22 protein-coding genes and 1 tRNA gene are annotated in these 21,692 nt (G+C 55.5%); 17 read left to right on the top strand and 6 right to left on the bottom strand.

Annotated elements, in window-relative coordinates:
* Positions 1 to 7: 7 nt before the first annotated feature.
* Positions 8 to 517, bottom strand: a complete 510-nt coding sequence (locus SYNC_RS02330) for a septal ring lytic transglycosylase RlpA family protein (RefSeq protein WP_011618441.1) — start codon at positions 515 to 517, stop codon at positions 8 to 10.
* Positions 518 to 858: 341 nt separating this feature from the next.
* Between SYNC_RS02330 and purM the strand changes: the two genes are divergently transcribed.
* Both purM and SYNC_RS02320 read left to right on the top strand, forming a co-directional pair.
* Complete coding sequence (gene purM, locus SYNC_RS02325) at positions 859 to 1,899, top strand: phosphoribosylformylglycinamidine cyclo-ligase (RefSeq protein ID WP_011618440.1); 1,041 nt, start codon at positions 859 to 861, stop codon at positions 1,897 to 1,899.
* 138 nt (positions 1,900 to 2,037) lie between these two features.
* Complete coding sequence (locus tag SYNC_RS02320; RefSeq protein ID WP_011618439.1) at positions 2,038 to 2,664, top strand: 2-hydroxyacyl-CoA dehydratase; 627 nt, start codon at positions 2,038 to 2,040, stop codon at positions 2,662 to 2,664.
* Here SYNC_RS02320 and SYNC_RS02315 read toward each other — a convergent pair.
* Positions 2,652 to 3,611: an aldo/keto reductase gene (locus SYNC_RS02315; RefSeq protein WP_011618438.1), complete on the bottom strand. Its 960-nt coding sequence runs from the start codon at positions 3,609 to 3,611 to the stop codon at positions 2,652 to 2,654. The genes SYNC_RS02320 and SYNC_RS02315 overlap by 13 nt on opposite strands.
* A 49-nt stretch (positions 3,612 to 3,660) precedes the next feature.
* Between SYNC_RS02315 and SYNC_RS13680 the strand changes: the two genes are divergently transcribed.
* Positions 3,661 to 3,840: a hypothetical protein gene (locus SYNC_RS13680; RefSeq protein ID WP_041426324.1), complete on the top strand. Its 180-nt coding sequence runs from the start codon at positions 3,661 to 3,663 to the stop codon at positions 3,838 to 3,840.
* A 7-nt stretch (positions 3,841 to 3,847) separates the two neighbouring features.
* Positions 3,848 to 4,363 carry a hypothetical protein gene (locus SYNC_RS02305; protein WP_011618436.1) on the top strand — a complete coding sequence of 172 codons (516 nt, stop codon included), beginning with the start codon at positions 3,848 to 3,850 and terminating at the stop codon, positions 4,361 to 4,363.
* A gap of 83 nt (positions 4,364 to 4,446) precedes the next feature.
* Here SYNC_RS02305 and SYNC_RS02300 read toward each other — a convergent pair whose 3' ends face one another.
* Entirely contained in the window at positions 4,447 to 5,220 is a 774-nt protein-coding gene (locus SYNC_RS02300) for an ion transporter (protein WP_049750311.1), read from the bottom strand.
* Positions 5,221 to 5,748: 528 nt separating this feature from the next.
* Positions 5,749 to 5,819: transfer RNA gene (locus tag SYNC_RS02290), tRNA-Cys, on the bottom strand.
* 54 nt (positions 5,820 to 5,873) lie between these two features.
* Between SYNC_RS02290 and SYNC_RS02285 the strand changes: the two genes are divergently transcribed.
* Positions 5,874 to 7,103: a lipid-A-disaccharide synthase-related protein gene (locus SYNC_RS02285; RefSeq protein ID WP_011618433.1), complete on the top strand. Its 1,230-nt coding sequence runs from the start codon at positions 5,874 to 5,876 to the stop codon at positions 7,101 to 7,103.
* A 20-nt stretch (positions 7,104 to 7,123) separates the two neighbouring features.
* On the top strand, positions 7,124 to 7,393 hold the full coding sequence (locus tag SYNC_RS02280; protein ID WP_011618432.1) for a hypothetical protein: 270 nt from the start codon (positions 7,124 to 7,126) through the stop codon (positions 7,391 to 7,393).
* Positions 7,394 to 7,429: 36 nt separating this feature from the next.
* On the opposite strand, the gene SYNC_RS02275 is transcribed toward SYNC_RS02280, so the two are convergent.
* Positions 7,430 to 8,074, bottom strand: a complete 645-nt coding sequence (locus SYNC_RS02275) for a ribonuclease D (RefSeq protein ID WP_011618431.1) — start codon at positions 8,072 to 8,074, stop codon at positions 7,430 to 7,432.
* Between the two features lie 125 nt (positions 8,075 to 8,199).
* Between SYNC_RS02275 and SYNC_RS02270 the strand changes: the two genes are divergently transcribed.
* The 3 genes from SYNC_RS02270 to SYNC_RS02260 are packed head-to-tail and all read left to right on the top strand — an operon-like array spanning position 8,200 to position 10,080.
* Positions 8,200 to 8,583, top strand: a complete 384-nt coding sequence (locus tag SYNC_RS02270) for a hypothetical protein (RefSeq protein ID WP_011618430.1) — start codon at positions 8,200 to 8,202, stop codon at positions 8,581 to 8,583.
* Positions 8,584 to 8,614: 31 nt separating this feature from the next.
* The gene (locus SYNC_RS02265; protein WP_011618429.1) at positions 8,615 to 9,169 is read left to right on the top strand and encodes a cofactor assembly of complex C subunit B; all 555 of its coding nucleotides are present in this window, start codon (positions 8,615 to 8,617) and stop codon (positions 9,167 to 9,169) included.
* Positions 9,170 to 9,180: 11 nt separating this feature from the next.
* Positions 9,181 to 10,080 (top strand): hypothetical protein, encoded by a 900-nt coding sequence (locus SYNC_RS02260; RefSeq protein WP_011618428.1) that lies wholly within the window; start codon positions 9,181 to 9,183, stop codon positions 10,078 to 10,080.
* On the opposite strand, the gene hemF is transcribed toward SYNC_RS02260, so the two are convergent.
* Complete coding sequence (hemF, locus tag SYNC_RS02255) at positions 10,007 to 11,092, bottom strand: oxygen-dependent coproporphyrinogen oxidase (RefSeq protein ID WP_041426322.1); 1,086 nt, start codon at positions 11,090 to 11,092, stop codon at positions 10,007 to 10,009. The two genes, SYNC_RS02260 and hemF, sit on opposite strands and share 74 nt — an antisense overlap.
* Before the next feature lie 114 nt (positions 11,093 to 11,206).
* Between hemF and SYNC_RS02250 the strand changes: the two genes are divergently transcribed.
* The 8 genes from SYNC_RS02250 to SYNC_RS02215 all read left to right on the top strand — a co-directional run bounded on the left by SYNC_RS02250 (position 11,207) and on the right by SYNC_RS02215 (position 21,691).
* A complete protein-coding gene (locus tag SYNC_RS02250; protein ID WP_011618426.1) occupies positions 11,207 to 12,283 on the top strand; it encodes an Mrp/NBP35 family ATP-binding protein in 1,077 nt (358 codons plus the stop codon).
* Between the two features lie 2 nt (positions 12,284 to 12,285).
* Positions 12,286 to 13,557 (top strand): rod shape-determining protein RodA, encoded by a 1,272-nt coding sequence (rodA, locus tag SYNC_RS02245; RefSeq protein WP_011618425.1) that lies wholly within the window; start codon positions 12,286 to 12,288, stop codon positions 13,555 to 13,557.
* Between the two features lie 7 nt (positions 13,558 to 13,564).
* A complete protein-coding gene (locus tag SYNC_RS02240) occupies positions 13,565 to 14,974 on the top strand; it encodes a sensor histidine kinase KdpD (protein WP_011618424.1) in 1,410 nt (469 codons plus the stop codon).
* 93 nt (positions 14,975 to 15,067) lie between these two features.
* On the top strand, positions 15,068 to 15,499 hold the full coding sequence (locus SYNC_RS02235) for a photosystem I reaction center subunit II PsaD (protein WP_011618423.1): 432 nt from the start codon (positions 15,068 to 15,070) through the stop codon (positions 15,497 to 15,499).
* Between the two features lie 47 nt (positions 15,500 to 15,546).
* The gene (locus SYNC_RS02230; protein ID WP_011618422.1) at positions 15,547 to 17,079 is read left to right on the top strand and encodes an anthranilate synthase component I family protein; all 1,533 of its coding nucleotides are present in this window, start codon (positions 15,547 to 15,549) and stop codon (positions 17,077 to 17,079) included.
* On the top strand, positions 17,076 to 18,221 hold the full coding sequence (gene gshA / locus SYNC_RS02225) for a glutamate--cysteine ligase (RefSeq protein ID WP_011618421.1): 1,146 nt from the start codon (positions 17,076 to 17,078) through the stop codon (positions 18,219 to 18,221). Before SYNC_RS02230 ends, gshA begins: the two co-directional genes overlap by 4 nt.
* Complete coding sequence (gene ppc, locus SYNC_RS02220; protein ID WP_193328838.1) at positions 18,218 to 21,229, top strand: phosphoenolpyruvate carboxylase; 3,012 nt, start codon at positions 18,218 to 18,220, stop codon at positions 21,227 to 21,229. Before gshA ends, ppc begins: the two co-directional genes overlap by 4 nt.
* Positions 21,230 to 21,691, top strand: a complete 462-nt coding sequence (locus tag SYNC_RS02215; protein WP_011618419.1) for a hypothetical protein — start codon at positions 21,230 to 21,232, stop codon at positions 21,689 to 21,691.
* Position 21,692 lies beyond the last annotated feature (1 nt).

The raw sequence follows: 21,692 nt of genomic DNA, 5'->3' as shown, positions 1-21,692 counted from the left end.
TGAATGCTCAGCGCAGTACCTCGAGGCGCACTTGAGCAATTCCACTTGACACCAAACCAAGGTGATGAGCAGCACCATGAGCAATATCGATTACCCGGTGACCGCTGAACGGCCCTCTGTCATTAATGCGGACAATCGTTTCTTTTCCATTTCTGAGATTCGTGACCTTCACCTTGGTTCCGAAGGGCAAGGTTCGATGCGCCGCAGTCATGGTTCCAGGCCTAAAAACCTCTCCATTTGCGGTGCGGTTTCCAAAAAAGCCAGGCCCATACCAGCTGGCTTCGCCCGTTGAGGTTGAGACCACCATCGTTTTGGGAGGATTTGGTGGAACCTCAATAGGGGGGGGAGCAACCGCCGGAGCAGTCGGTGTGGAGGCCTGAACGGACTCTGGAACTAGGGGCTCGAAAGGGTCATAAAACTCAGTGGTGGCAACATCACGTGCCAAAACCGGAAATAATGCACAACCCGTAGCAAAAAGCCCGGTGGCGAGACTCGCGAAAGGGAAAGATCGGTGCATACAAATCGATCATTCAGCCTTGAGACAGCGACCAATCTCCGAACATGCGGAATTGGTAATGGATTGTCTCGTCCGAATGATCTCTCAATTCAAGGTTTCCGCAAGCTAAAAACCTTTTTCAATCTTGTTTAGGCACTTTTGAACAGCTCCATTGGTCGAGATGATTGACACAACCCTGAGATCTCACACCCGCACAGGGCTAAGCGACGCAATTAACGGGACAACGCATTAGGGAACCTGATCCCAGCAACAAGCCAAACTCATCACACCCTCAGACGATCCCTTATCAGGCACACCACGAGCCGCGAAAGAGGAGGATCATTGAAGTGAGGCATTCTTAAATGGACTACAAAACCGCTGGGGTCGATGTTGAGGCGGGGCGCGCCTTCGTCAACAGAATCCGCAAGAGCGTAGAAGCAACACACCGACCAGAGGTCGTGGGCGGACTCGGTGGTTTTGGCGGCTTGATGCGCCTTCCGGCAGGCCTGAAGAAACCTCTGCTCGTATCAGGGACCGATGGCGTTGGCACCAAGCTTGAACTCGCTCAAGACCATGGCGGCCATCACAACGTGGGGATCGACCTCGTGGCCATGTGTGTCAACGATGTGATCACCAGTGGGGCTGAACCCCTCTTTTTCCTCGACTACATGGCCACTGGAGCCCTGAGCCCTGAGGCCATGGCCACTGTGGTGGAGGGCATTGCCGAGGGATGTCGCGGAAGTGGATGCGCTTTATTGGGTGGCGAAACCGCTGAAATGCCTGGGTTCTATCCATCAGGGCGTTACGACCTAGCCGGCTTCTGCGTGGCCGTTGTCGAGGAGGAGCAACTCATCGACGGTCGGCAGATCCGCGCGGGCGATCGCATTTTGGGTATCGCCAGCAGCGGAATTCACAGCAATGGCTTCAGCCTGGTGCGCAGGGTTCTGACACACGCTGGCGCCAATGCTGAAACCACATTCGGCCCCAGCAATCAACCTCTGATCGAGTCCTTGCTCACCCCCACACAGCTCTATGGGCGCCTTGTGAAAACCCTGCTCGAAACAGGAACTCCGATTCATGGAATGGCTCACATCACCGGAGGAGGGCTACCTGAAAACCTGCCTCGCTGCCTTCCAGAGGGCCTACAAGCAATCGTGACCCCCTCAAGCTGGACACGCCCGGCTATCTATGACTGGCTTCAGTCCCACGGCGACATCCCCGAACGGGACCTGTGGCACACGTTTAATCTCGGGATTGGCTACTGCCTGATCGTCCCGGAAGAAGGGGTTTCCATCGCCGAGAAAGCATGCGAATCGGAAGGGATGCAGGCCTGGACTATCGGACGTATCGAAGCTTCATCAGGCGGAGATGGGAAGGGGTCTGTGTTGGGACTCCCAGCATGAGATCTGCTCCCTACTCAATGGATTGAGTCAGCTCCTGAAACTGGCTGGACTCTCAAACCTCTTTGGGGTTTTAATCGTTAATGTTGTTATGGAACTTCGGCACTCGCCGCAAGTAGAGCGTTAAATCTTTAACTAGAAATGGCTTTCGATAGAATTCAAAGAACGACTCGTAGACGATCTTCTGCTGGTCCTACGCCTCCGCGCAGACCTCTTGGTGGAAGTTATGACCGCGCTTCAGGCCATCGGCAAGGACCCAGGCCTACGTTTTTAGCCCTCAAAGATCACGGGAAAGTTTTTGTTGCAGACATGCCGTTCCTCTCGGACGGTCAGCTCGCAAACATTACAAAAGAAGCTTCCGAAGTTCTTGAAAGCCTCGAGCGCAGGATTGTCGAACTTGAAGAGATTGCTGATCAGCCGATTGCCGACCGCGACACCCTGATCAAAGCTTGTACCAAGCGGGATGTGACCCATCGCTTTCTTCGTGCGATTGAAGACGAGCAACAACAGCGCCGTGAAAACCCAGCAGTCCTAAGTGCAGCGGGAGAGTCGCTACCGAGAACATTTCTCGAGATCGCCAGGCATCGTTTACCAGGGGCCACATTCGATTCCCTGCTTCAAGAAGCTTTGAATGCCTGCGAACAATCCAAAGCCCAAGAAGAAAGTTCCAATCCATCCCCGGTAAAGGTCATTCCATTTCAAGGCAAACCATCATCCTTGCCTGTGGTAGTGAGTCCAGATCCAGATCCTGCTGATCAAGCACTCTGAAACGGATTAGCTGGCATGCGTGCCAATGTTCGTTGACTGAGTTGATCCAACGCTTGCCTTTCTGTAGCACTTAGCGACCAACGCAAAGCCTTGGCCGCATCATGGGCTTGAGTTGGGCGCCTTAGTCCAGGAATCGGGCAAGCTCCATGGGCCCGGCACCAATTCAAAGCAACTTGTGCCATCGAGGCGCGTCGTTGTGATGCGATCTCAACCATCACTGAGCGCAAGTCCTCACTTGCTGGCAGCAAACGCTGAAACAACCTTGAACGCAGCACTGTTGAGCTGGTGCCCTGCACTCCCGGGGGAATCGCCAAAACGCCAAGAGCCAAGGGGCTATAGGCCAACAACTCAACACCAAGCTCCTGGCACACTTGCGCCAACTGGCCATTGAGGACCGGTTCAGGTGCAAGCAGAGAGAGCTGAACTTGAACGCTTTGAAGGCGGATCCCTCTGGTCAAAAGATGCCCATGAAGGAAGCGAAGACGCTTCGGTCCCACGTTGGACAAGCCAAGTTCTGGCACCAAACCTTGCTCAACAAGGTCACCAAGCCCATCAAGCAAAGGCAATTCTTGCCAAGGGGCATACCGAGCAGTGCTCCAGTGCAATTGGATTCGATCCAAATGCCCTCCCAAACGCTTTTTACTGGCAACAAATGCACGCTTAAAGCCACCGCGCCCCAACCGCCAAGGGAATGGAGCGAGCTTGGTTGCCACCTTGAGCTGTTGGGACTGAGCCGGCTTCATGGCGCGGAGAAACTGACCCAGCAACAGTTCGCTACGCCCATTGAGACGCCCTGTGCCGTAGGAATCGGCGGTGTCCACAAGAGACAGTCCGCCTTGAACAGCTGCACTCAGCGTGGCGGCAAGATCGGGATCGTCGCGCTCCGGCTGGTAACCCCACAGCAGTTGGTTGCCCCATGCCCAAGTCCCAAATCCGATTCCCGTCACGCCGACCTTTCACTCTGCACGCCATGATCGCCGTAAAGCAGCGCTCGCCATGGCATCGAACGCAGAATCCATCATCAGCACGAGCAAACCATCCGGGGATGAGGCCAATGGAGCAGGTGATGGCATGACACCTGGCCAAAGTGAAAAGGTCCTCTGTCCCCACTGCCGTCGTACTGCCTCCAATGGCATCCGCTGCATGGGTATCTGCGTAGCCGATAACGATTACTAAACGGACAATGGATTGCTCTCCCTCTCTGCGATTAAGCCCCTTGATCTTGATCCTGCTGAGCAGCATGCTGATCTTTCAGATGAAAGGGTCTGCCGATCCAAATCTCAAGGTTGGCCGCTACGAAACCGATACAAAAAAGTGTTCCTTCATCGACAGCACACAAAAGATCGCTGCTTGCATCACCTTGCAGCTGAAGGGACGGAGTCCATCCGTAGTAGCCGTGCGTTTAATTGGTCATGGCACCACCAAAAATTCCCGTAGGCAGCTCACGTTCGTGACCTTCACAACACAAGGAGAATCGCCTTTGAAATGCAGCACAGGAACCTGTCGCTTAGATGCCGGGTCCTGGCAAAGCAAGGTCTCAAGCGTGGCAGAGGCATCCTTCAACCCCAATGGAATTGCAACGGGCTTACCCAAAGCTTGGGCCGCCAAAAACGGAGAATGCAGCTTGAAAAACCGAGTTCTACGCTGCAGCGCTTTGCACTTCAATGGTGAGATTTACAAAGCGGAGGCGTATCTTTAGGCTTCAAAACTCTTTTTCAACACGTGTAATTCAAACAATAAAAGCCCGCACCCTAGAAGTACCGATGAAGCCTGATAGAGGCCTTAATCATTCCCAGAACCTATATTTATTTTTTCTAGCTTCAAAGAATCGGTAAAGCCAGAAGAAATAATTCCGATAGGGATCGCGATCACAGCAATCCCAAACAATGCCGTCATAGCAGCCACAATCTTTCCTGCAGCAGTTTCTGGAGAGACATCGCCATAGCCAACGGTGGTTACGGTAATGATTGACCACCAAAGGCATCTAGGGATTGAGCCAAACTGCTCAGCCTGAATACTCCCCTCAACTAAATACATCAAAGCGCTGCTAATGCTAATAACCACAGCCGAATAGATTGCCGAAATTTGCAATTCTTCCCGCTTCGAAGTGATGGCATAATTGAAATGCCTCACGCTTTTCTGGAAGCGCTTAGATCGGCCTATCCTCCCAATTCGTACAAGACGAATAATTCGAAGAAGGTAAAGTTCAGGAGAAATAAATCCTAGAATCGTTGGAGCAATAGCAACAAGATCAAGAATTGCCATGGGAGTGATCGCGAAGTCCAAGACTCCTCGCACTCCACTCCGTGCCCCATCCCTTAGCGGTGCAATCCACAAACGGGAAAGATATTCTGCAAGAAACAAGATTGCGACAATCAGATCTAATTTCGCCAGAAGATCAAGATGAGGACCACGAATTACTGGCTCTGTCGCAAGGATAGCTAAAACAATTGAAAAGACAATCAAAACCCCAATTACTTTGACAATCAATGTACTTTGGCGGCCATCTTGCTTCTCCTCAAGCAAAATTAGAACCCTATTTCTCAGATTTTTCACCCAATCAGCCCATCAAAGTGCAATTCACTTTGATCCTGCAAGCCCTCAATGACCACCCGCAGAGGCAGGCCTGACAGCGTGCGAGACGGTGCGGCCACGGGCAACCGAACCTCAATTGACGGCATTCCGTAAGCACAAATACTCAGAAACCTGCTTAGAAAGGCGTGGTCGCATGAGAACGACTCAGGCCTCAGGAGATCGAACGCTCCTGGGGCTTTTTTTTGCTTCACCCTTGACCTTGAGCGCAACATTCATAAGAACTGCCGTTCCAGACGCAACCGTCATCCCTGACCTCATCGCAGCCCTCTGTCAGGCACAAAACAATCGCATGATCAAGACTTTCAGCTCACGAAGATCTGGGAAGATGTCTGAAAGGAGAACAAGCGCAAACTCCTTAAGAGCCCTTCAACAACAAGACCACAATCCATCGCCAATGCGACGCACTCTGAGCAAAAAATTTGAGGGTTTTGCGTAGCGTGGGGATACACAAAACAATCAAAGGAACCCTTTCGGGCCTGTTGAGATCAAAGGCGGCACCCAGATTCGAACTGGGGATAAAGGATTTGCAATCCTCTGCCTTACCACTTGGCCATGCCGCCGTTCAGGGAGCGTTAACTCCACTAGCGGATCGTATCAGCGAGGGTTCTGGTTCCTTGCTGCTGATCAGCAATGGTCATGGGGAAGACATCATCGCCTTGAAAATCATCGAGGCGCTTCACAACCAACGTCCGCAACTAAGGCTGAAGGTGTTGCCGCTCGTTGGGGAAGGGGGAAGCTTCAGGACCGCCACGGAACAAGGCTGGGTACAACAAATCGGCCCCTCCGCTCCGCTCCCAAGCGGCGGTTTTAGCAATCAAAGTCTTCGGGGCCTCCTAGCGGATGTAATCGCAGGGCTACCCCTGCTCACTTGGCAGCAATGGCGATGCCTGCGCAAGCATCGGGCTCAGGTCGACGCCGTTCTTGCCGTGGGAGACCTTCTCCCCCTCTTGATGGCTTGGGGTTCGGGACGGCCCTTCGGCTTCGTCGGCACCCCGAAAAGCGATTACACCTGGTGTAGCGGCCCTGGACAAGACCTCAGCGACAACTATCACGCCCTTAAGGGAAGCGAATGGGATCCCTGGGAGTGGCTGCTTATGCGCAACAAACGCTGCCATTTGGTTTTCACCCGTGACCGTTTAACGGCTCGAGGGCTACGACGACATGGGGTCCGCGCCGAAGCCCCTGGCAATCCGATGATGGATGGACTGAGCAACGCAAGCGTTCCTGCAAGCCTGAGTCGGTGCAGGCGCATCCTGTTGCTATGCGGAAGCCGAATACCCGAAGCAGAGCGCAACTTCAGCCGTTTACTTCTTGGTTTGGCACCGTTGCCCAGCGACCGACCGATTGCCGTGCTGGTTGCGCTTGGCAGCACTCCTGGCCTGCCAGCCCTTGGAGCAGAACTCAAGCGCCAGGGGTTTCGATCCAGTCCGCCACCCAGTGATGCTTTGCAAGCAGGAGCCTGCTGGCTCAAGGGACATGTCCTTGTCCTATTGGGAACTGGTCAGCTTGAACTCTGGGCTCCATGGGCTGAAGTGGGCGTGGCAACGGCAGGAACAGCCACCGAGCAACTTGTAGGTCTTGGCATTCCCGCTCTGTCACTTCCTGGGAAAGGGCCTCAGTTCACCCAAGGATTCGCAAAACGCCAAAGTCGATTGCTCGGCGGAGCAGTGCGTCCATGTCAATCGAGCCATGAGCTCAACACACGCCTGAATCAGCTTCTCGAGGATCCGTCTCTGAGATTGCAAATGGGTCGAAAAGGTCGCCAACGCATGGGGCCTGCCGGTGGTAGTGAAGCCATCGCTAAGCGCGTTCTGATCCAACTGCCGCTCGGCCACGGATACTGAGAGGTAATCGTCCTTCAGCCATGCCCGCGATTCAGGACCATGACTACCTCAGGCTCTGCGCGGAACTGGCCACAGAACTAGGCATCAGCCAGTCATCAGCACGCCGCAGAGTTGAGCTCGCCGCCAACAAAACTGGCGCCAAAGATTTGACATCACGCAAAGAAGTGGCCACAACCCTGCTAGCAGACGCACAAAACGAACGATCCAAGGGCGAGCACGATCAGGGACAAGTCCTCGACCGATTGCTGGAAGCAGAGCCCCTGGATGAGAAATTCATGGTGGAGGATTAACTTCCAGATCAATAGGACAACAGAGCGTTGAGGCCATCAATGTTCAAACGTCTGGTTAAAGCGGAAGCGATCGAGATCGGACATCACCGGAATGCACTCAAAGCAACGCTCGGCAAGCTCCCAACGCCCCTCACGCTGCAACATCTCCTTCAGGCGGTCTCTGGCGGGCAGTAGGTAGCGCGCATCGTTAGCCGCATAGGCGAGTTGTGTCTCGCTGAGTTCATCCACACGCCCCCAATCACTGCTTTGAGCCTGCTTATCCAGCTCCACACCCACCAACTCCATCACCACCTCTTTGAGTCCATGCCGAGGGCTGTAGGTGCGGGCTAATCGGCTCCCCACCTTCGTGCAGAAAATGGGGTTCACCCTGATCCCCAGCCCGGTGGCAAGTGCCGCAACATCAAAGCGGGCGAAATGGAACACCTTCTCAATAGAGGCCCGCTCCATCAATTCTTTAAGACGTGGAGCCTCGGTTTGCCCCAGAGCGATGCGAACGCAGGACACCTGATCTTCAGCATCACAGATTTGAACCAGGCAGAGACGATCCCTTCCATGAATCAAGCCCATGGCTTCCGTATCCACAGCGAGAGCGGTGGCATGGCTGTAGCGCTCCGCCCAGTCCGCATCAAGATCGCCATCAAAAACAGCAAACGCTCGAGGCTGTGCGGAGATGTCAGTCATGGCAACAGAAAGGTTGGACGCAGCTCTCCACTTTGACCTCTTGCCCGCACGCGGAATCTTTTCCCATTCGCAGCTTGAAAATCAAACCGAGACCGAGCTAGACCAAACTGAGATCGATCGGCTTTATGCTCCACCGTCGCAACGCCACTCAAAACTGCCTGGCCGATATCGAACATTATTTTCAGCAACCACCGCCACTGTTCTTAGATCTCGAACTTGCGGTGTGCTGGATCGTGGACTGTCTTCTCCAACACGACAGCTACCCCTCTGGACTGCTCCAGAGACTTCAACGGGAACATCCACAGTTGCGCGTCTCTGAAACCGTTCTGCACCAAGCCGTTGATTTCCTGAATCAGCAAGAACTGCTCGATTGCTATAGCAAGCGTTGCCCAAGCCGCGGCCGTCCTCGCCGCATGCTCCATCTTCATGAAGAAGCCAGAGCCGAGGCTGAGCGGTTGATGGAACCATGGCATCGTTGGCTCCACGAACATGAACCCATGACCACCTAGAACAGGTGGACTAAAAAACCAAGCGCGGCGGATGCCAACCACACAGACATCCACATTGTTGCTGACTCTGCTGTTGGCCATCGGACTCGTTTTTTTCCTACGGGCTGCCAGCAAAGATCGAACCACTGTGGTGGAAGTGCACTCCCCTAAGCCCGCGCTCGAAGTCATGGAAGGGCTCTGCACGTGGCTCGAGAGTCGCGGTTGGATTCGCGATGGAGGCGATGCAGAGCGTTGTTTGCTCGAATATCGCGGGCGCGTGGCCTCTAGCAACCCTTTAGCAGCGCTGCTCTCCCTTCTCGGCGGGGTTGGAGCAGGTTGCCTTGGACTTGTGCTGCGTGAGCTCAACCCATCGCTTGGATGGTGGCCGGTCTCGCTCGTCCTCCTAGGACCTCTCGCCGGATGGGTTTACAGCCGACGGGCTGCCCGTCAGGAGGGGATCCAAATCCGTTTGATCGAACCAGCTCCCCAAGAAGGGAGCACCCTCAGGCTTCGTGCGCACCGCGATGAACTGATCGCCCTTGAGCTTGCTCTAGGGGAACCGCTTGATCTCGCCAGCGATGGCTCCTTGCTCTCCTCCCCCATCTGAGACTGAAACCCATGCCCCTCATTCCGGCCTGGATGCAACGCAAACGGGTCACCATCCCGATCAGCGTCACCCTGCTGTCCGTGGTCGCCCTAGTTCTTACTCAGGCAAAAGAGCACAGCCTCTCGATTCAAGCCAGCGATGCTGCAAAGTCAGACGGCACGCTTCCGAAACGATCGGTCTGCCCTACTCCATCCAACCCAGACCCGTTGTTGGGAGCGAGAACTCGTAGGCCTGGCCGCTGGGTGGGAACGACTCCAATAGCGAAAGATACGCCCATTGTCGTGATGGCGGGTCATGCCGACTCCCAAGGGATGGACAGTGCAGGCACCCCTGGGTTTGCCGTTGGCGTGCAAAAGCAAGCGCCGATGGATGCACGAATGCGCGACGAGCTGTACTGGAATTTGAAGGTTCAAAAGGCGGTAGTTCGCCTTGGCAAAGCTCGATCTCTCAATATCAGCGCTTACAACCCACCAGCCCTCACGATTCGCAATGACAACCACCCCAAGACCAACTGGTCGCAAGCGAGGGTGCGATCAGCTAAGGGCGAGTACATCCTCGAAATCCATTTCGATGCCTACAGCCCCTATGGATTTGGCTCAGGCTTAATCCCTGCAATTAATAGACCTCTCAATACGATTGACGAAAGTCTGGGAAAGGCCTTTGGACGATTCCCGAGACTGTTTCGAGGTGGTTTAGGCGGACCCCGAAGGGGAATCGGCATTCTCGAAATTGGAATGCTGGAACCGCCCTTAGAGCAAAAGCTCCGCAATCCCAAGACCCAACGCCAAACCATCGATTGCTTGGCACTGCGCGTTGTCGATGCTTTGGAGCAGGGCGTCAATCGATCGCCTGATGGGGGCGGCAACGGTCCTCCAGGGTCGGATCCCCAAACCAATCCTGCGGACGGGTAAATAGATCTGTGAGCAATTCTTCTCGGGATCCTTCTGGGGCTCGATAGCCGTACTGCCAGCGTGCCATCGGAGGAAGAGACATCAAGATCGATTCGGTACGACCATTGGTCTGCAGTCCAAAAATCGTGCCCCGATCCCAGACCAAATTGAATTCCACGTAGCGGCCACGTCGGTAGAGCTGAAATTGACGCTCTCTCTCTCCATAGGGAAGCGGATTGCGCTTCTCAACAATCGGTGTGTAGGCAGGCAGGAAGGCTTGTCCACAAGCGCGTGCGAGATCGTGTAGCTGATCCCAACCGAGGCGAAACGACCCAATATCAGCGGCTTGACGTGCGGCAGGACCCTCTGGATCCTGCCCCCGATACAAGCGACCACTGCCGTCTTGATAATCGTAGAAAATCCCACCGATGCCCCTTGTCTCCTTGCGGTGCTTCAGGAAAAAATATTCATCGCACCAAGGTTTAAACACGGTGTAAAGCTTGGGATCAATGGAATCACAGGCCCGCTTGTGCTCACGATGGAAGTGTCGAGCATCCTCGAGAAACGGATAGAAGGGCGTGAGATCAGCACCACCTCCAAACCACCAAACAGGGCCTGCCTCGAAGTAGCGATAGTTCAAATGAACAGTCGGGATGAAGGGATTGCGCGGATGCAAGACCATCGACGTTCCCGTTGCGAACCAAGGATGTCCTTTGGCGTCAGGACGCTGCTTAAGGATCGAAGGGGGCAGTTCTTTGCCGTGAACCTCAGAAAAATTCACCCCTCCCTGCTCAAACACTCGCCCTTCGGTCATCACCCTCGAGCGCCCACCACCGCCTTCCGGACGATCCCAGCTTTCTTCCTGGAAATGGGCGCTGCCATCCAGTTGCTCCAGACCAGCGCAAATTTCATTTTGGAGGCCCTGCACGAGCGCCCGGGCTCGCGTGCGGGAATCGGACGGCGGTCGCTCCCCCGTGGCATCCGAGGAGAGCAAGATCTTGCCCTTGAGGCGCTTGAGTAGGGAGCGAACCATGAACTGGCGATGAACGATCAAACGACCCTTTCAGCCTGACACCGGTCCCGACAAGCATGTGTGAAGGACTGTCATGGGCGGCGCCCCTAGGATCCACCCCAAAGCAACAGATGCATGGCCACAGCAGAACAGGCAGCTGAGTTGCTTAAAGGGATTGTGGATGCAGGCAGCAATCGGTCTGTTATGGATCTCGGCTGGCTCGATCGCGTACGCGTTGATCCACCCCGAGCGGTGCTCCGTCTCAATCTCCCTGGCTTTGCTCAAGGTCAACGGGAACGCATCGTCTCTGAAGCTCGAGAACGCCTCCTAGGCCTTGAAGCCATTCAGGACGTTCAAATTGAAGTTGGCACCCCCCCTTCTCAAGGTGGAATTGGTCAGGCCGGCCATGGCCAAGCAGCCGAACGCCAGCCCATTCCTGGTGTCAAACAGGTGATTGCCGTTAGCAGTGGGAAAGGAGGGGTCGGCAAAAGCACAGTGGCGGTCAATCTGGCTTGCTCACTGGCAAAACAGGGACTCCGTGTTGGCTTGCTCGATGCCGATATCTACGGGCCCAACGCCCCGATCATGCTTGGCGTTGCCGATCAAAGCCCTGAGGTCAGTGGCTCTGGTGATGATCAGCGAATGATCCCACTGGAAAGCTGTGGGGTCGCCATGGTCTCGATGGGGTTATTGATCGAAGAGAACCAACCCGTGATCTGGCGCGGACCAATGCTGAACGGGATTATTCGACAGTTTCTTTACCAAGTGGACTGGACCGAGCGCGATGTCCTGATCGTGGATCTTCCTCCCGGAACTGGCGATGCCCAACTGTCCCTGGCACAAGCCGTGCCGATGGCTGGAGTGGTGATCGTGACCACACCACAAAAGGTGGCTTTACAAGATGCCAGGCGAGGCTTAGCCATGTTTCTTCAGATGGGGGTCCCGGTTCTTGGCGTCGTCGAGAACATGAGTGCTTTCATCCCACCAGATCAGCCCGACAAGAGCTATGCCCTGTTTGGATCCGGAGGAGGGCAAACATTGGCAGAAGCCTTCGACGTTCCTCTTTTGGCACAGATCCCGATGGAAATGTCAGTGCAAGAGGGAGGCGATCAAGGCCAGCCCATCAGCATCAGCCATCCCAACTCCGCAAGTGCTCAAGCCTTCAAAGAGTTGGCTGAGACACTTGGCAATAGCCTTCAAGCGATCGGCTGACCATGAAAATTGGCCCGATGAGTCGTGAACACAGCCCGTTCACCCTCAACCGGCGACGCAAAGGCTGGCGGCTCAAGGAACCGGTGTTGTGGGGGATCCCCCTCGCCATGGTCATGGTGGCGGGCCTCTTAATCGCAAGCACCCAGCGCCAAGCTGATTACGCCGACTGGTATCACCACTGGATCACGGCCGCTGTCGGAGTTGTGATCGCTCTTGTGACAGCCAGGCTGCCATTGCTGCGGCTGAAACCACTGCTGATTCCGATCTACGCCATCACTGTGATCAGCCTGGTCGCCGTTCGCCTGATCGGCACCACTGCGCTGGGCGCTCAACGCTGGATCAGCATCGGCGGGGTGCACGTTCAACCGTCGGAGTTCGCAAAATTGTCAGCCATTCTGTTGCTGGCTGCGGTGCTCGATCGGCACCCTGTCGAAAGACCCGTCGATCTGCTGCGTCCACTGGGGATTATCTCGATCCCTTGGTTGCTGGTGTTTATCCAGCCCGACCTCGGCACATCGCTCGTCTTTGGAGCGCTGCTTCTCACGATGCTCTATTGGTCTGGCATGCCGATTGAGTGGCTCGTGCTGCTGCTCTCACCTTTGGCTACGGCCTTGCTCGCTGGATTGTTCCCCTGGGGACTCGCTGCTTGGATCCCGTTAACAATGATCATTTCCTACTCATCGTTGCCATGGAAACGGGTTGCGCTTGCACTCGTGCTGATCGTGCAATCTGCTGCGGCCCTCGTCACCCCATGGATGTGGATGCACGGATTGCAGGACTATCAACGTGATCGCCTGGTGCTGTTTCTCGACCCAGCGAAAGATCCCCTCGGAGGCGGCTACCACCTGCTGCAAAGCACAGTTGGAATTGGCTCTGGAGGATTGTTCGGGATGGGGCTCCTACAAGGGCAACTTACGAAATTGCGTTTTATTCCTGAGCAGCACACCGACTTCATCTTCAGTGCTCTTGGAGAAGAGACTGGATTCTTAGGAACGATTTTGGTTGTTGTCGGATTTGCTCTCTTGATGGGTCGCCTGCTTCAGCTGGCTGGGCAAAGCCGTTCTGATTTCGAATCGCTGGTGGTGATTGGCGTCGCAACCATGCTGATGTTTCAAGTTGTCGTGAACATCTTCATGACCATTGGCCTTGGTCCTGTAACGGGTATCCCCCTTCCGTTTATGAGTTACGGCCGAAGCGCAATGGTCGTGAATTTCTTAGCCCTAGGGCTATGTCTTTCGGTATCGAGGCGCTCCCAACGGGCCCTGAACCGATGAGCCAGTGATGTTGCTCCAAACCATTCACCAACAGATGGCGCAGGGAGTGAGCTCGGGATGCTCCGATGACTCGACAGCGCGGCGCATGTGGTGGGCTGCGTTGGAAACGCTTCAGGAAACGCTCCTACAGAACGAAGAGACCCCAGCTGGAGTGTGGCTTGCGGCCCCCCTACCGGCGCTCTATTCACCCCAACTTCTGAGCAGCCTGCAGGGGTGGGTCTGGGCACCTAAGGCACTCGGAGCTCTGACATCGCCCAGCACAAGCCTCCTGCCTCCAGACCTCCTAAGAGCTCGCCAGAGCCACGGAGGAGCAACTTACTCGCTGCAATCATCGACCTTCAGACGTCTACCGCTTCACGAGGACGACTGTCATGACCCGCTCTTGGTTGTCATCACTGCCAAGGTGCAAATCGCCCTAGCCCTTCATGGAGGCGCTAGCCAACGTCAGCTGCTCATGCGCAGTGAGCCTGAAACCCTTGGCAGCGTGCTTGGCCTAATTGAACAGAGGCTGAAACTGGATGCCCCCGATCAAGCACTGGCTCTGCATCAAGCCCTCGAGGCGCTTGGCCCGCTTGAAAGCAGCAGTGCCCTAGGGCAAACATTCTGGCCAAGCCTGGCGGTGAGACTTGCGAGCATGGCACCCACTGTGACGTTGCAGGCGTCGACATCAGCTCCCGCCCAGAGCCATCAGCAGCCCCAAACAACGAGCGAACAGGGATCGGCGGCGAGCAAGGCCGATGAAGAGTTGTCCTTGCTTGAGGCAATCGCCCATGAAGTGCGGACACCTCTATCGACGATTCGCACCCTGATCCGATCTTTACTCAGACGCAACGACTTGCCCGAGACCGCCATCAAGCGCCTTGAAATGATCGACACCGAATGCAGCGAACAAATTGACCGGTTCGGCCTGATCTTTCAGGCGGCAGAACTACAGCGCCAGCCAGAAAGTCCCTCTGTTCTGGCTCACACTGATCTAGGCAGCATGATCGGTCTGTTGACGCCCTCCTGGGAACAGCAGCTCCAGCGGCGGGGCATTGAGCTAAGCCTTGCAATCGCCAGCAACCTTCCTTCCGTTCTGAGCGATCCAAGTCGTCTGGAACCGATGCTGGGAGGCCTGGTGGATCGTTGCAGTCGAGGGCTGCCCAGTGGAAGCCAGCTCGTGCTCACCCTTCAACCCGCTGGAGCTCGTCTCAAGTTGCAACTGCATGGTCAGAGTCCTGCAGAACGTGGAGAAGGGGTCGCCAGTCCAGAACCAATCGCCCAGCTTGGACCAGTGCTGAGCTGGAATCCAGACACAGGAAGTTTGCAGCTCAGTCAGACCGCCACGCGGCGTTTACTCGCCCGGCTAGGCGGGCGTCTCACCCAGCGACGAGATCGTGGTTTAACCGTGTTTTTCCCTTTAGCCCCGCATTGTTGACGGGTGTGAAGATTCCAGGCCAGAAGAGCGATCAGGCCCAATGCGCAATGCTAATTTTTTGGCATCACGGCATGCCGAATTTCGAGGACAGCTATGACAGCATCCGCCTTAACCGGTCAGCTCCCCCAGTACATCGGCAGCACCGGCGGCCTGCTCAATTCCGCTGAAACGGAAGAGAAGTACGCCATCACCTGGACCAGCAAGAGCGAGCAAGCCTTTGAACTCCCCACAGGTGGAGCCGCAATGATGTCTTCTGGCGAAAACATCATGTATTTCGCTCGCAAAGAACAGTGCTTGGCCTTGGGCACTCAACTCCGCACCAAATTCAAGCCTCGGATCGAGGACTTCAAGATCTATCGGATCTTCCCTGGTGGCGATACCGAGTTTCTCCATCCACTGGATGGCGTCTTCCCCGAGAAAGTGAACGAGGGACGGCCGATGGTTGGACACAACCCCAGGAGAATCGGTGCGAACACCAATCCTGCAAATATCAAGTTCAGCGGTCGCAATACATACGACTCCTGATCAGCGTTCGGCCATGATGCCCAGCGGTCGGCTGCAACAATCTCCTCATGCTCAGCCCCGACCGCTCCGCCTTTCTTGAAGCAGCTCGCTGCGGGGCAACGTTTATCCCCGTAGCCCATAGCTGGCCCGCTGACCTAGAAACCCCTCTCACTACTTGGCTCAAGGTCGGTGAAGGCCACCCACCTGGGGTCTTACTCGAATCCGTCGAAGGTGGCGAGAACCTTGGACGTTGGAGTGTGATTGCCTGTGATCCCTTGTGGACACTCTCAGCCAGAGGAGACGTTCTGACCCGCCGCTGGCGAGATGGCTACGAAGAGAGCTTTCAAGGCAATCCCCTAGAGGTTCTTCGTGAATGCACGAATGCCTACAGACCCGTCTCTCTTCCAGGCCTTCCACCCCTAGGGCAGTTGTATGGGATGTGGGGGTATGAGCTCATCCGTTGGATAGAACCCAGCGTTCCCGTGCACAAAGCAGACGAGAACGCTCCGCCTGATGGCGTTTGGATGTTGATGGACAGCATCTTGATCATCGATCAAGTGAAGCGTTTGATCACGGCAGTGGCTTACGGAGATTTGAGCAATACCAGGGCCGCGGCCAAAAGCGCAGATCAAGCCTGGGACGGTGCCATGGGGCGAATCCTTGGGCTTGAAAATCGCATGGCATCACCTCTGCCCCAGGTGCGTCCTCTGCGCTGGAAGCCTGCTGCGAGGCCTACACCAGAAACAGAAAGCAATCGATCTCCTGAGAACTACCAAGAAGCCGTTGCCACGGCCCAAGAACACATCGCCGCAGGAGACGCTTTCCAGCTCGTGATCAGCCAAAGGCTGGAAACTCGCGTCTCGCAGCCCCCCTTAGAGGTCTACCGGAGCTTGAGGATGGTCAATCCATCCCCTTACATGGCTTTTTTTGATTTCGGAGACTGGTACCTGATCGGTTCAAGCCCTGAAGTCATGGTCAAGGCAGAACCAGACCAGGGAGGCATACGTGCCAGCCTGAGACCCATCGCCGGCACGCGCCCACGCGGGCGCAATGAGCTGGAAGATCGAAATTTTGAAGTCGATCTGCTTGCTGATCCAAAAGAACGGGCTGAACACGTGATGTTGGTTGACCTTGGCCGCAATGACTTAGGCAGGGTTTGCACCGCTGGCACGGTGGATGTCAAAGAGCTGATGGTGATCGAGCGCTACTCCCATGTCATGCACATCGTGAGCCAAGTTGAAGGACGACTGGCTCAAGGACGAGACATCTGGGACTTGCTGATGGCCTCGTTCCCGGCGGGAACGGTGAGCGGCGCTCCAAAAATCAGGGCCATGCAGCTGATTCATCAGCTGGAGCCCGATGCTCGAGGGCCTTACTCCGGCGTCTACGGTTCTGTGGATCTAGCAGGCGCTCTCAACACGGCAATCACCATTCGCACGATGGTGGTTCGTCCTCACCCTGAGGGGGGGTGGAACATTCAAGTACAAGCCGGTGCTGGCGTTGTCGCCGATTCCGACCCAGCGTCCGAGTATCAAGAAACGCTGAACAAGGCCCGCGCCATGTTGACCGCTCTCGCTTGCCTCGAGGATCCGAAGTCATGATCCAAAAGCTCAGACTCAAAGGGTTTGAAGTGGAACTATTCACCGGTCGAAGCAGCGGTGAGAACGTTGGTGTAGCCGAGCTGGTCAAGCAGGATCTCACTGAATTTTGCGTTGAGCCCGACCACCGCAATCTGGAATACATCACAAATCCTGAATCCGATTACGGAAAACTCAAAGAAGCCCTTCTGGCCCCGCGCAGGCGCCTACGGACATGGCTTGCAGAACGTAATCTCACCTTGCTCCCAGGCAGCACCCTCACGTTGGGAGATGCCACGCAATTTGAACGATCCAATCCAAACGATCCATATCACGACCTCATCGAAGCCACTTACGGCACCACTGTTGTAACGGCCAGCATTCATATCAACCTGGGGATCAGTGAACCGGCCGATTTATTTGCCGCTCTGCGTCTTGTGCGTTGTGAAGCAGCCCTACTGCTTGCCTTAAGCGCCAGTTCACCCTTTCTCAATCGCCAGATCACCGGCGCCCATTCACAACGTTGGCTGCAATTCCCTCTCACTCCTAAACAAGTTCCCCTCTTTCGCGATCTAGAGCATTTCGTGGAATGGACTGACACCCAGTTAATGGAGGGGCGCATGCACAACGTGCGCCATCTCTGGACGTCGGTCCGTCCCAATGGCCCACAACGACCCTTTGACCTCAACCGACTCGAGCTAAGGATCTGCGATCTAGTCACCAATCCAGATCTGCTGCTGGCGATTACAGCCCTGATGGAACTGCGCGTGCTGATGTTGCTTCGGGAGCCCAATCAACTCGACCCCTTTAAGGCGAGTGACCTCAGCGCCGATCAGCTCATGGTGCTCAGCGATACCAATGACGCCACTGCCGCTAGGCATAGCCTCGATGCGCAATTGCGTGATTGGCGTGATGGTCGCCAACGTTTATGTCGTAACTGGCTGAGGGACATGATCAATGACGTGATGCCCTTAGCGCACGAACTTGAATTGACGTCCTACCTGCTCCCTCTCGAATCCGTTCTTGCGGAAGGGAATCAAGCCATGCGTTGGCTCAAAGGAATTGAGAATGGACGCAGCCTTGAAGAGGAATTCCGCACTGGCATCCTCGAGATGGAACAGGAAGAACAGCCGATCGATCGATCCCTGGCTGACGCTTTGGGATGATCATGATTCCATCTGATAGCGGTTTCCCATCGATGCATTCGTCATCAGCCCTGATTCCTGAGAGCACACAGCCCAGGGCTGATGGCAATGAAGCCGGCGGTGGACAGCTCCTGCAGCAACGCCTTGCTCTTGTCGAAGACCTGTGGCGAACCGTTCTGCGCAGCGAATGTCCACCAGAACAGGCCGAGCAACTCCTGCGCATGAAGCAGCTCAGTGATCCGGTTCTTCCTGGTGAACATCCAGCTGGGACCGATGCACTGATTGATCTCATCAAGGGGATGGATCTTGCCGAAGCCATCGCTGCCGCGAGAGCGTTCTCACTGTATTTCCAGCTCGTCAACATCCTGGAACAACGCATTGAAGAGGACACCTATCTCGAAAGCATTAATCGATCACAGGACCAGGCAGAGCAATTCGATCCGTTTGCTCCGCCTCTGGCGACCCAGACCGAACCTGCAACATTCAGAGAATTATTTGAGCGACTGAGACGTCTAAACGTTCCCCCAGCCCAGCTTGAGGCCCTGCTCCAGGAACTCGATATCCGTTTGGTCTTCACAGCCCACCCCACGGAGATCGTGCGTCATACCGTTCGCCATAAGCAGCGGCGCGTTGCCAGTCTCCTTCAGCAACTTGAAACTCAGCCACCGACACCCTCAGGGGCCACGGATAGCGTGCGACTGCAGCTTGAAGAAGAGATCCGGCTTTGGTGGAGAACCGATGAACTCCATCAATTCAAACCATCGGTTCTGGATGAAGTGGACTACGCCCTCCATTACTTCCAGCAGGTTCTGTTCAATGCCATGCCGCAGCTACGGCGCCGGATCGTCGCGTCCCTTGCTGCGAGCTATCCAGACGTCAGAGTTCCGTCCTCATCGTTTTGCACGTTTGGATCATGGGTGGGATCCGACAGGGATGGGAACCCTTCAGTTACCACTGAAATCACTTGGCGTACAGCCTGTTATCAGCGCCAGTTAATGCTTGATCGGTACATCAGCGCCGTTCAACACCTTCGCAATCAACTCAGCATTTCCATGCAGTGGAGCCAGGTGAGTCCTCCATTGCTCGAATCATTGGAAATGGATCGACTGCGCTTCCCAGACGTCTACGAGGAGCGCGCCACCAGATACCGGCTTGAGCCCTATCGGCTCAAGCTCAGCTTCGTGCTTGAGCGCTTACGTCTCACGCAATTGCGTAATCAGCAACTGGCTGATGCGGGCTGGCGAACCCCGCCTGAAGGCTTGCCATCTTTTACTCCGGGCAACGCCCCTGGTGATGCTCTCCACTACGGCTCGATCGCTGAATTCCGCAGCGAACTTGAACTGATCCGAACCAGTTTGGTTAACACCGATTTGAGCTGTGAACCCCTCGACACCCTGCTCACCCAAGTGCACATCTTCGGGTTTTCACTGGCAGGTTTAGACATCCGACAAGAAAGCACTCGACACAGTGATGCCCTTGACGAACTGAGCCGGTACATCAATCCAGATCGCGCCTACGGAGCGATGGACGAAGCGGAGCGTGTGGCCTGGTTGATGGAGGAGTTGCAAACACGTCGGCCCTTGATTCCTCCTGCTGTTAGCTGGTCTGCGGCCACAGCAGAAACGGTCGATGTGTTCCGGATGCTGCACCGCCTACAGGATGAATTCGGCAGTCGGATTTGCGGCACCTACGTGATCTCTATGAGTCACAGCGTCTCCGATTTGCTCGAGGTGCTGCTGCTCGCCAAAGAAGCGGGCTTGGTTGATCCTTCAGCCCGCCATGCCGACCTCCTTGTCGTTCCTCTGTTCGAGACCGTGGAAGACCTCCAGAGGGCTCCTGAGGTGATGGAGCACCTGTTCCAGACCCCGCTCTATCGAGATTTGCTACCCAAGGTCGGCACCCAGGGGCTGCTCCTACAAGAGCTCATGCTCGGGTACTCCGATAGCAATAAGGATTCAGGATTTCTCTCCAGCAACTGGGAGATCCATCAAGCCCAGATCGCCTTGCAAGACTTGGCTTCTCGTCAGGGCATTGCCCTGCGTCTATTCCACGGGCGTGGTGGATCTGTCGGACGTGGTGGCGGTCCGGCCTATCAAGCGATCTTGGCTCAGCCCAGTGGCACCCTGCAGGGACGCATCAAGATCACGGAGCAGGGCGAAGTTCTGGCCTCGAAATACAGCTTGCCTGAGCTGGCTTTGTACAACCTTGAGACAGTGACCACCGCAGTCATCCAAAACAGCCTGGTGACCAACCAACTCGATGCAACACCGAGCTGGAATAAATTGATGTCCAGGGTCGCCAAGAGCTCACGCCGCAATTACAGAGCCTTGGTGCACGACAACCCTGATCTTGTGGCCTTTTTCCAGCAGGTCACTCCCATCGAGGAAATCAGCAAACTGCAGATTTCCAGTCGCCCCGCACGAAGGAAAACAGGCACTCGGGACCTCTCCAGCCTGAGGGCCATTCCCTGGGTGTTCGGCTGGACCCAGAGCCGCTTTTTACTCCCCAGCTGGTTTGGGGTTGGTTCGGCTCTTAGTGAAGAGCTGGAGGCAGATCCAGACCAACTCACGTTGTTGCGCACCTTGCATCAGCGCTGGCCTTTCTTCCGCATGCTGATCTCCAAAGTGGAGATGACCCTCTCCAAAGTGGATCTCGACCTCGCGCGTCATTACGTGACCAGTTTGGGCAGTGCTGAACACCACGAAGCATTTGAAAAGATTTACGCGACGGTGGCCGAGGAATATGCCCGAACCAAGGAGCTTGTCTTGGCCATCACAGGCCAGGAGAGACTTCTTGATGCTGATCCCGCCCTGCAGCTCTCGGTTGATCTACGCAATCGCACGATCGTTCCGCTTGGTTTTCTTCAAGTCGCTTTGTTGCGTCGACTGAGAGATCAAAACCGTCAACCACCCATGAGTGAATCGCCCAGCAGCGATGGAGACGGACGCACTTACAGCCGTAGCGAGCTTCTTCGCGGTGCACTTCTAACCATTAACGGAATCGCTGCAGGTATGCGCAATACAGGCTGAGTGTCACCGCTTCCATTCCGACAGCAGGCCGCTGCTCCACGACTGCCTGCCCACTACCGGCTACAAACCGCCCCCGATCCGAGCGGGGATGCGATTAATGCTCTGCTGATGTCCTGCGGTGAGCCCGCTCATCCACTGGAGCGTTGGTCCTTGGCTCTCAGTCGCAGCCTCTGGCAGCTCAGCATCATCGACGAGCGCGATCAAGCTCTTGTTGGTTTTATTCGAGCGACAAGCGACCTGGCCTTGAATGCCAATCTCTGGAACCTCGCCGCCTGTCCTGGTGACGATCAGAAATTGCTATTGAACGCCTTGCTCCATCACTCGCTTGCACTCTTGAAAAAAGAATTACCAGGGTGCAGCATTTCAATCTCAGCACCCGCAATTGCGCTTGAGGGATTAAAAAAACAAGGATTTATTCTCGACCCTGGCGGGATTCGCGCAATGGGCTTGAGGCTCCGATGAA

Source organism: Synechococcus sp. CC9311, from assembly GCF_000014585.1.
Lineage (GTDB): Bacteria > Cyanobacteriota > Cyanobacteriia > PCC-6307 > Cyanobiaceae > Synechococcus_C.
Note: the sequence above shows the minus strand (reverse complement) of the source record. Positions and strands in the feature narration are given on the sequence as shown.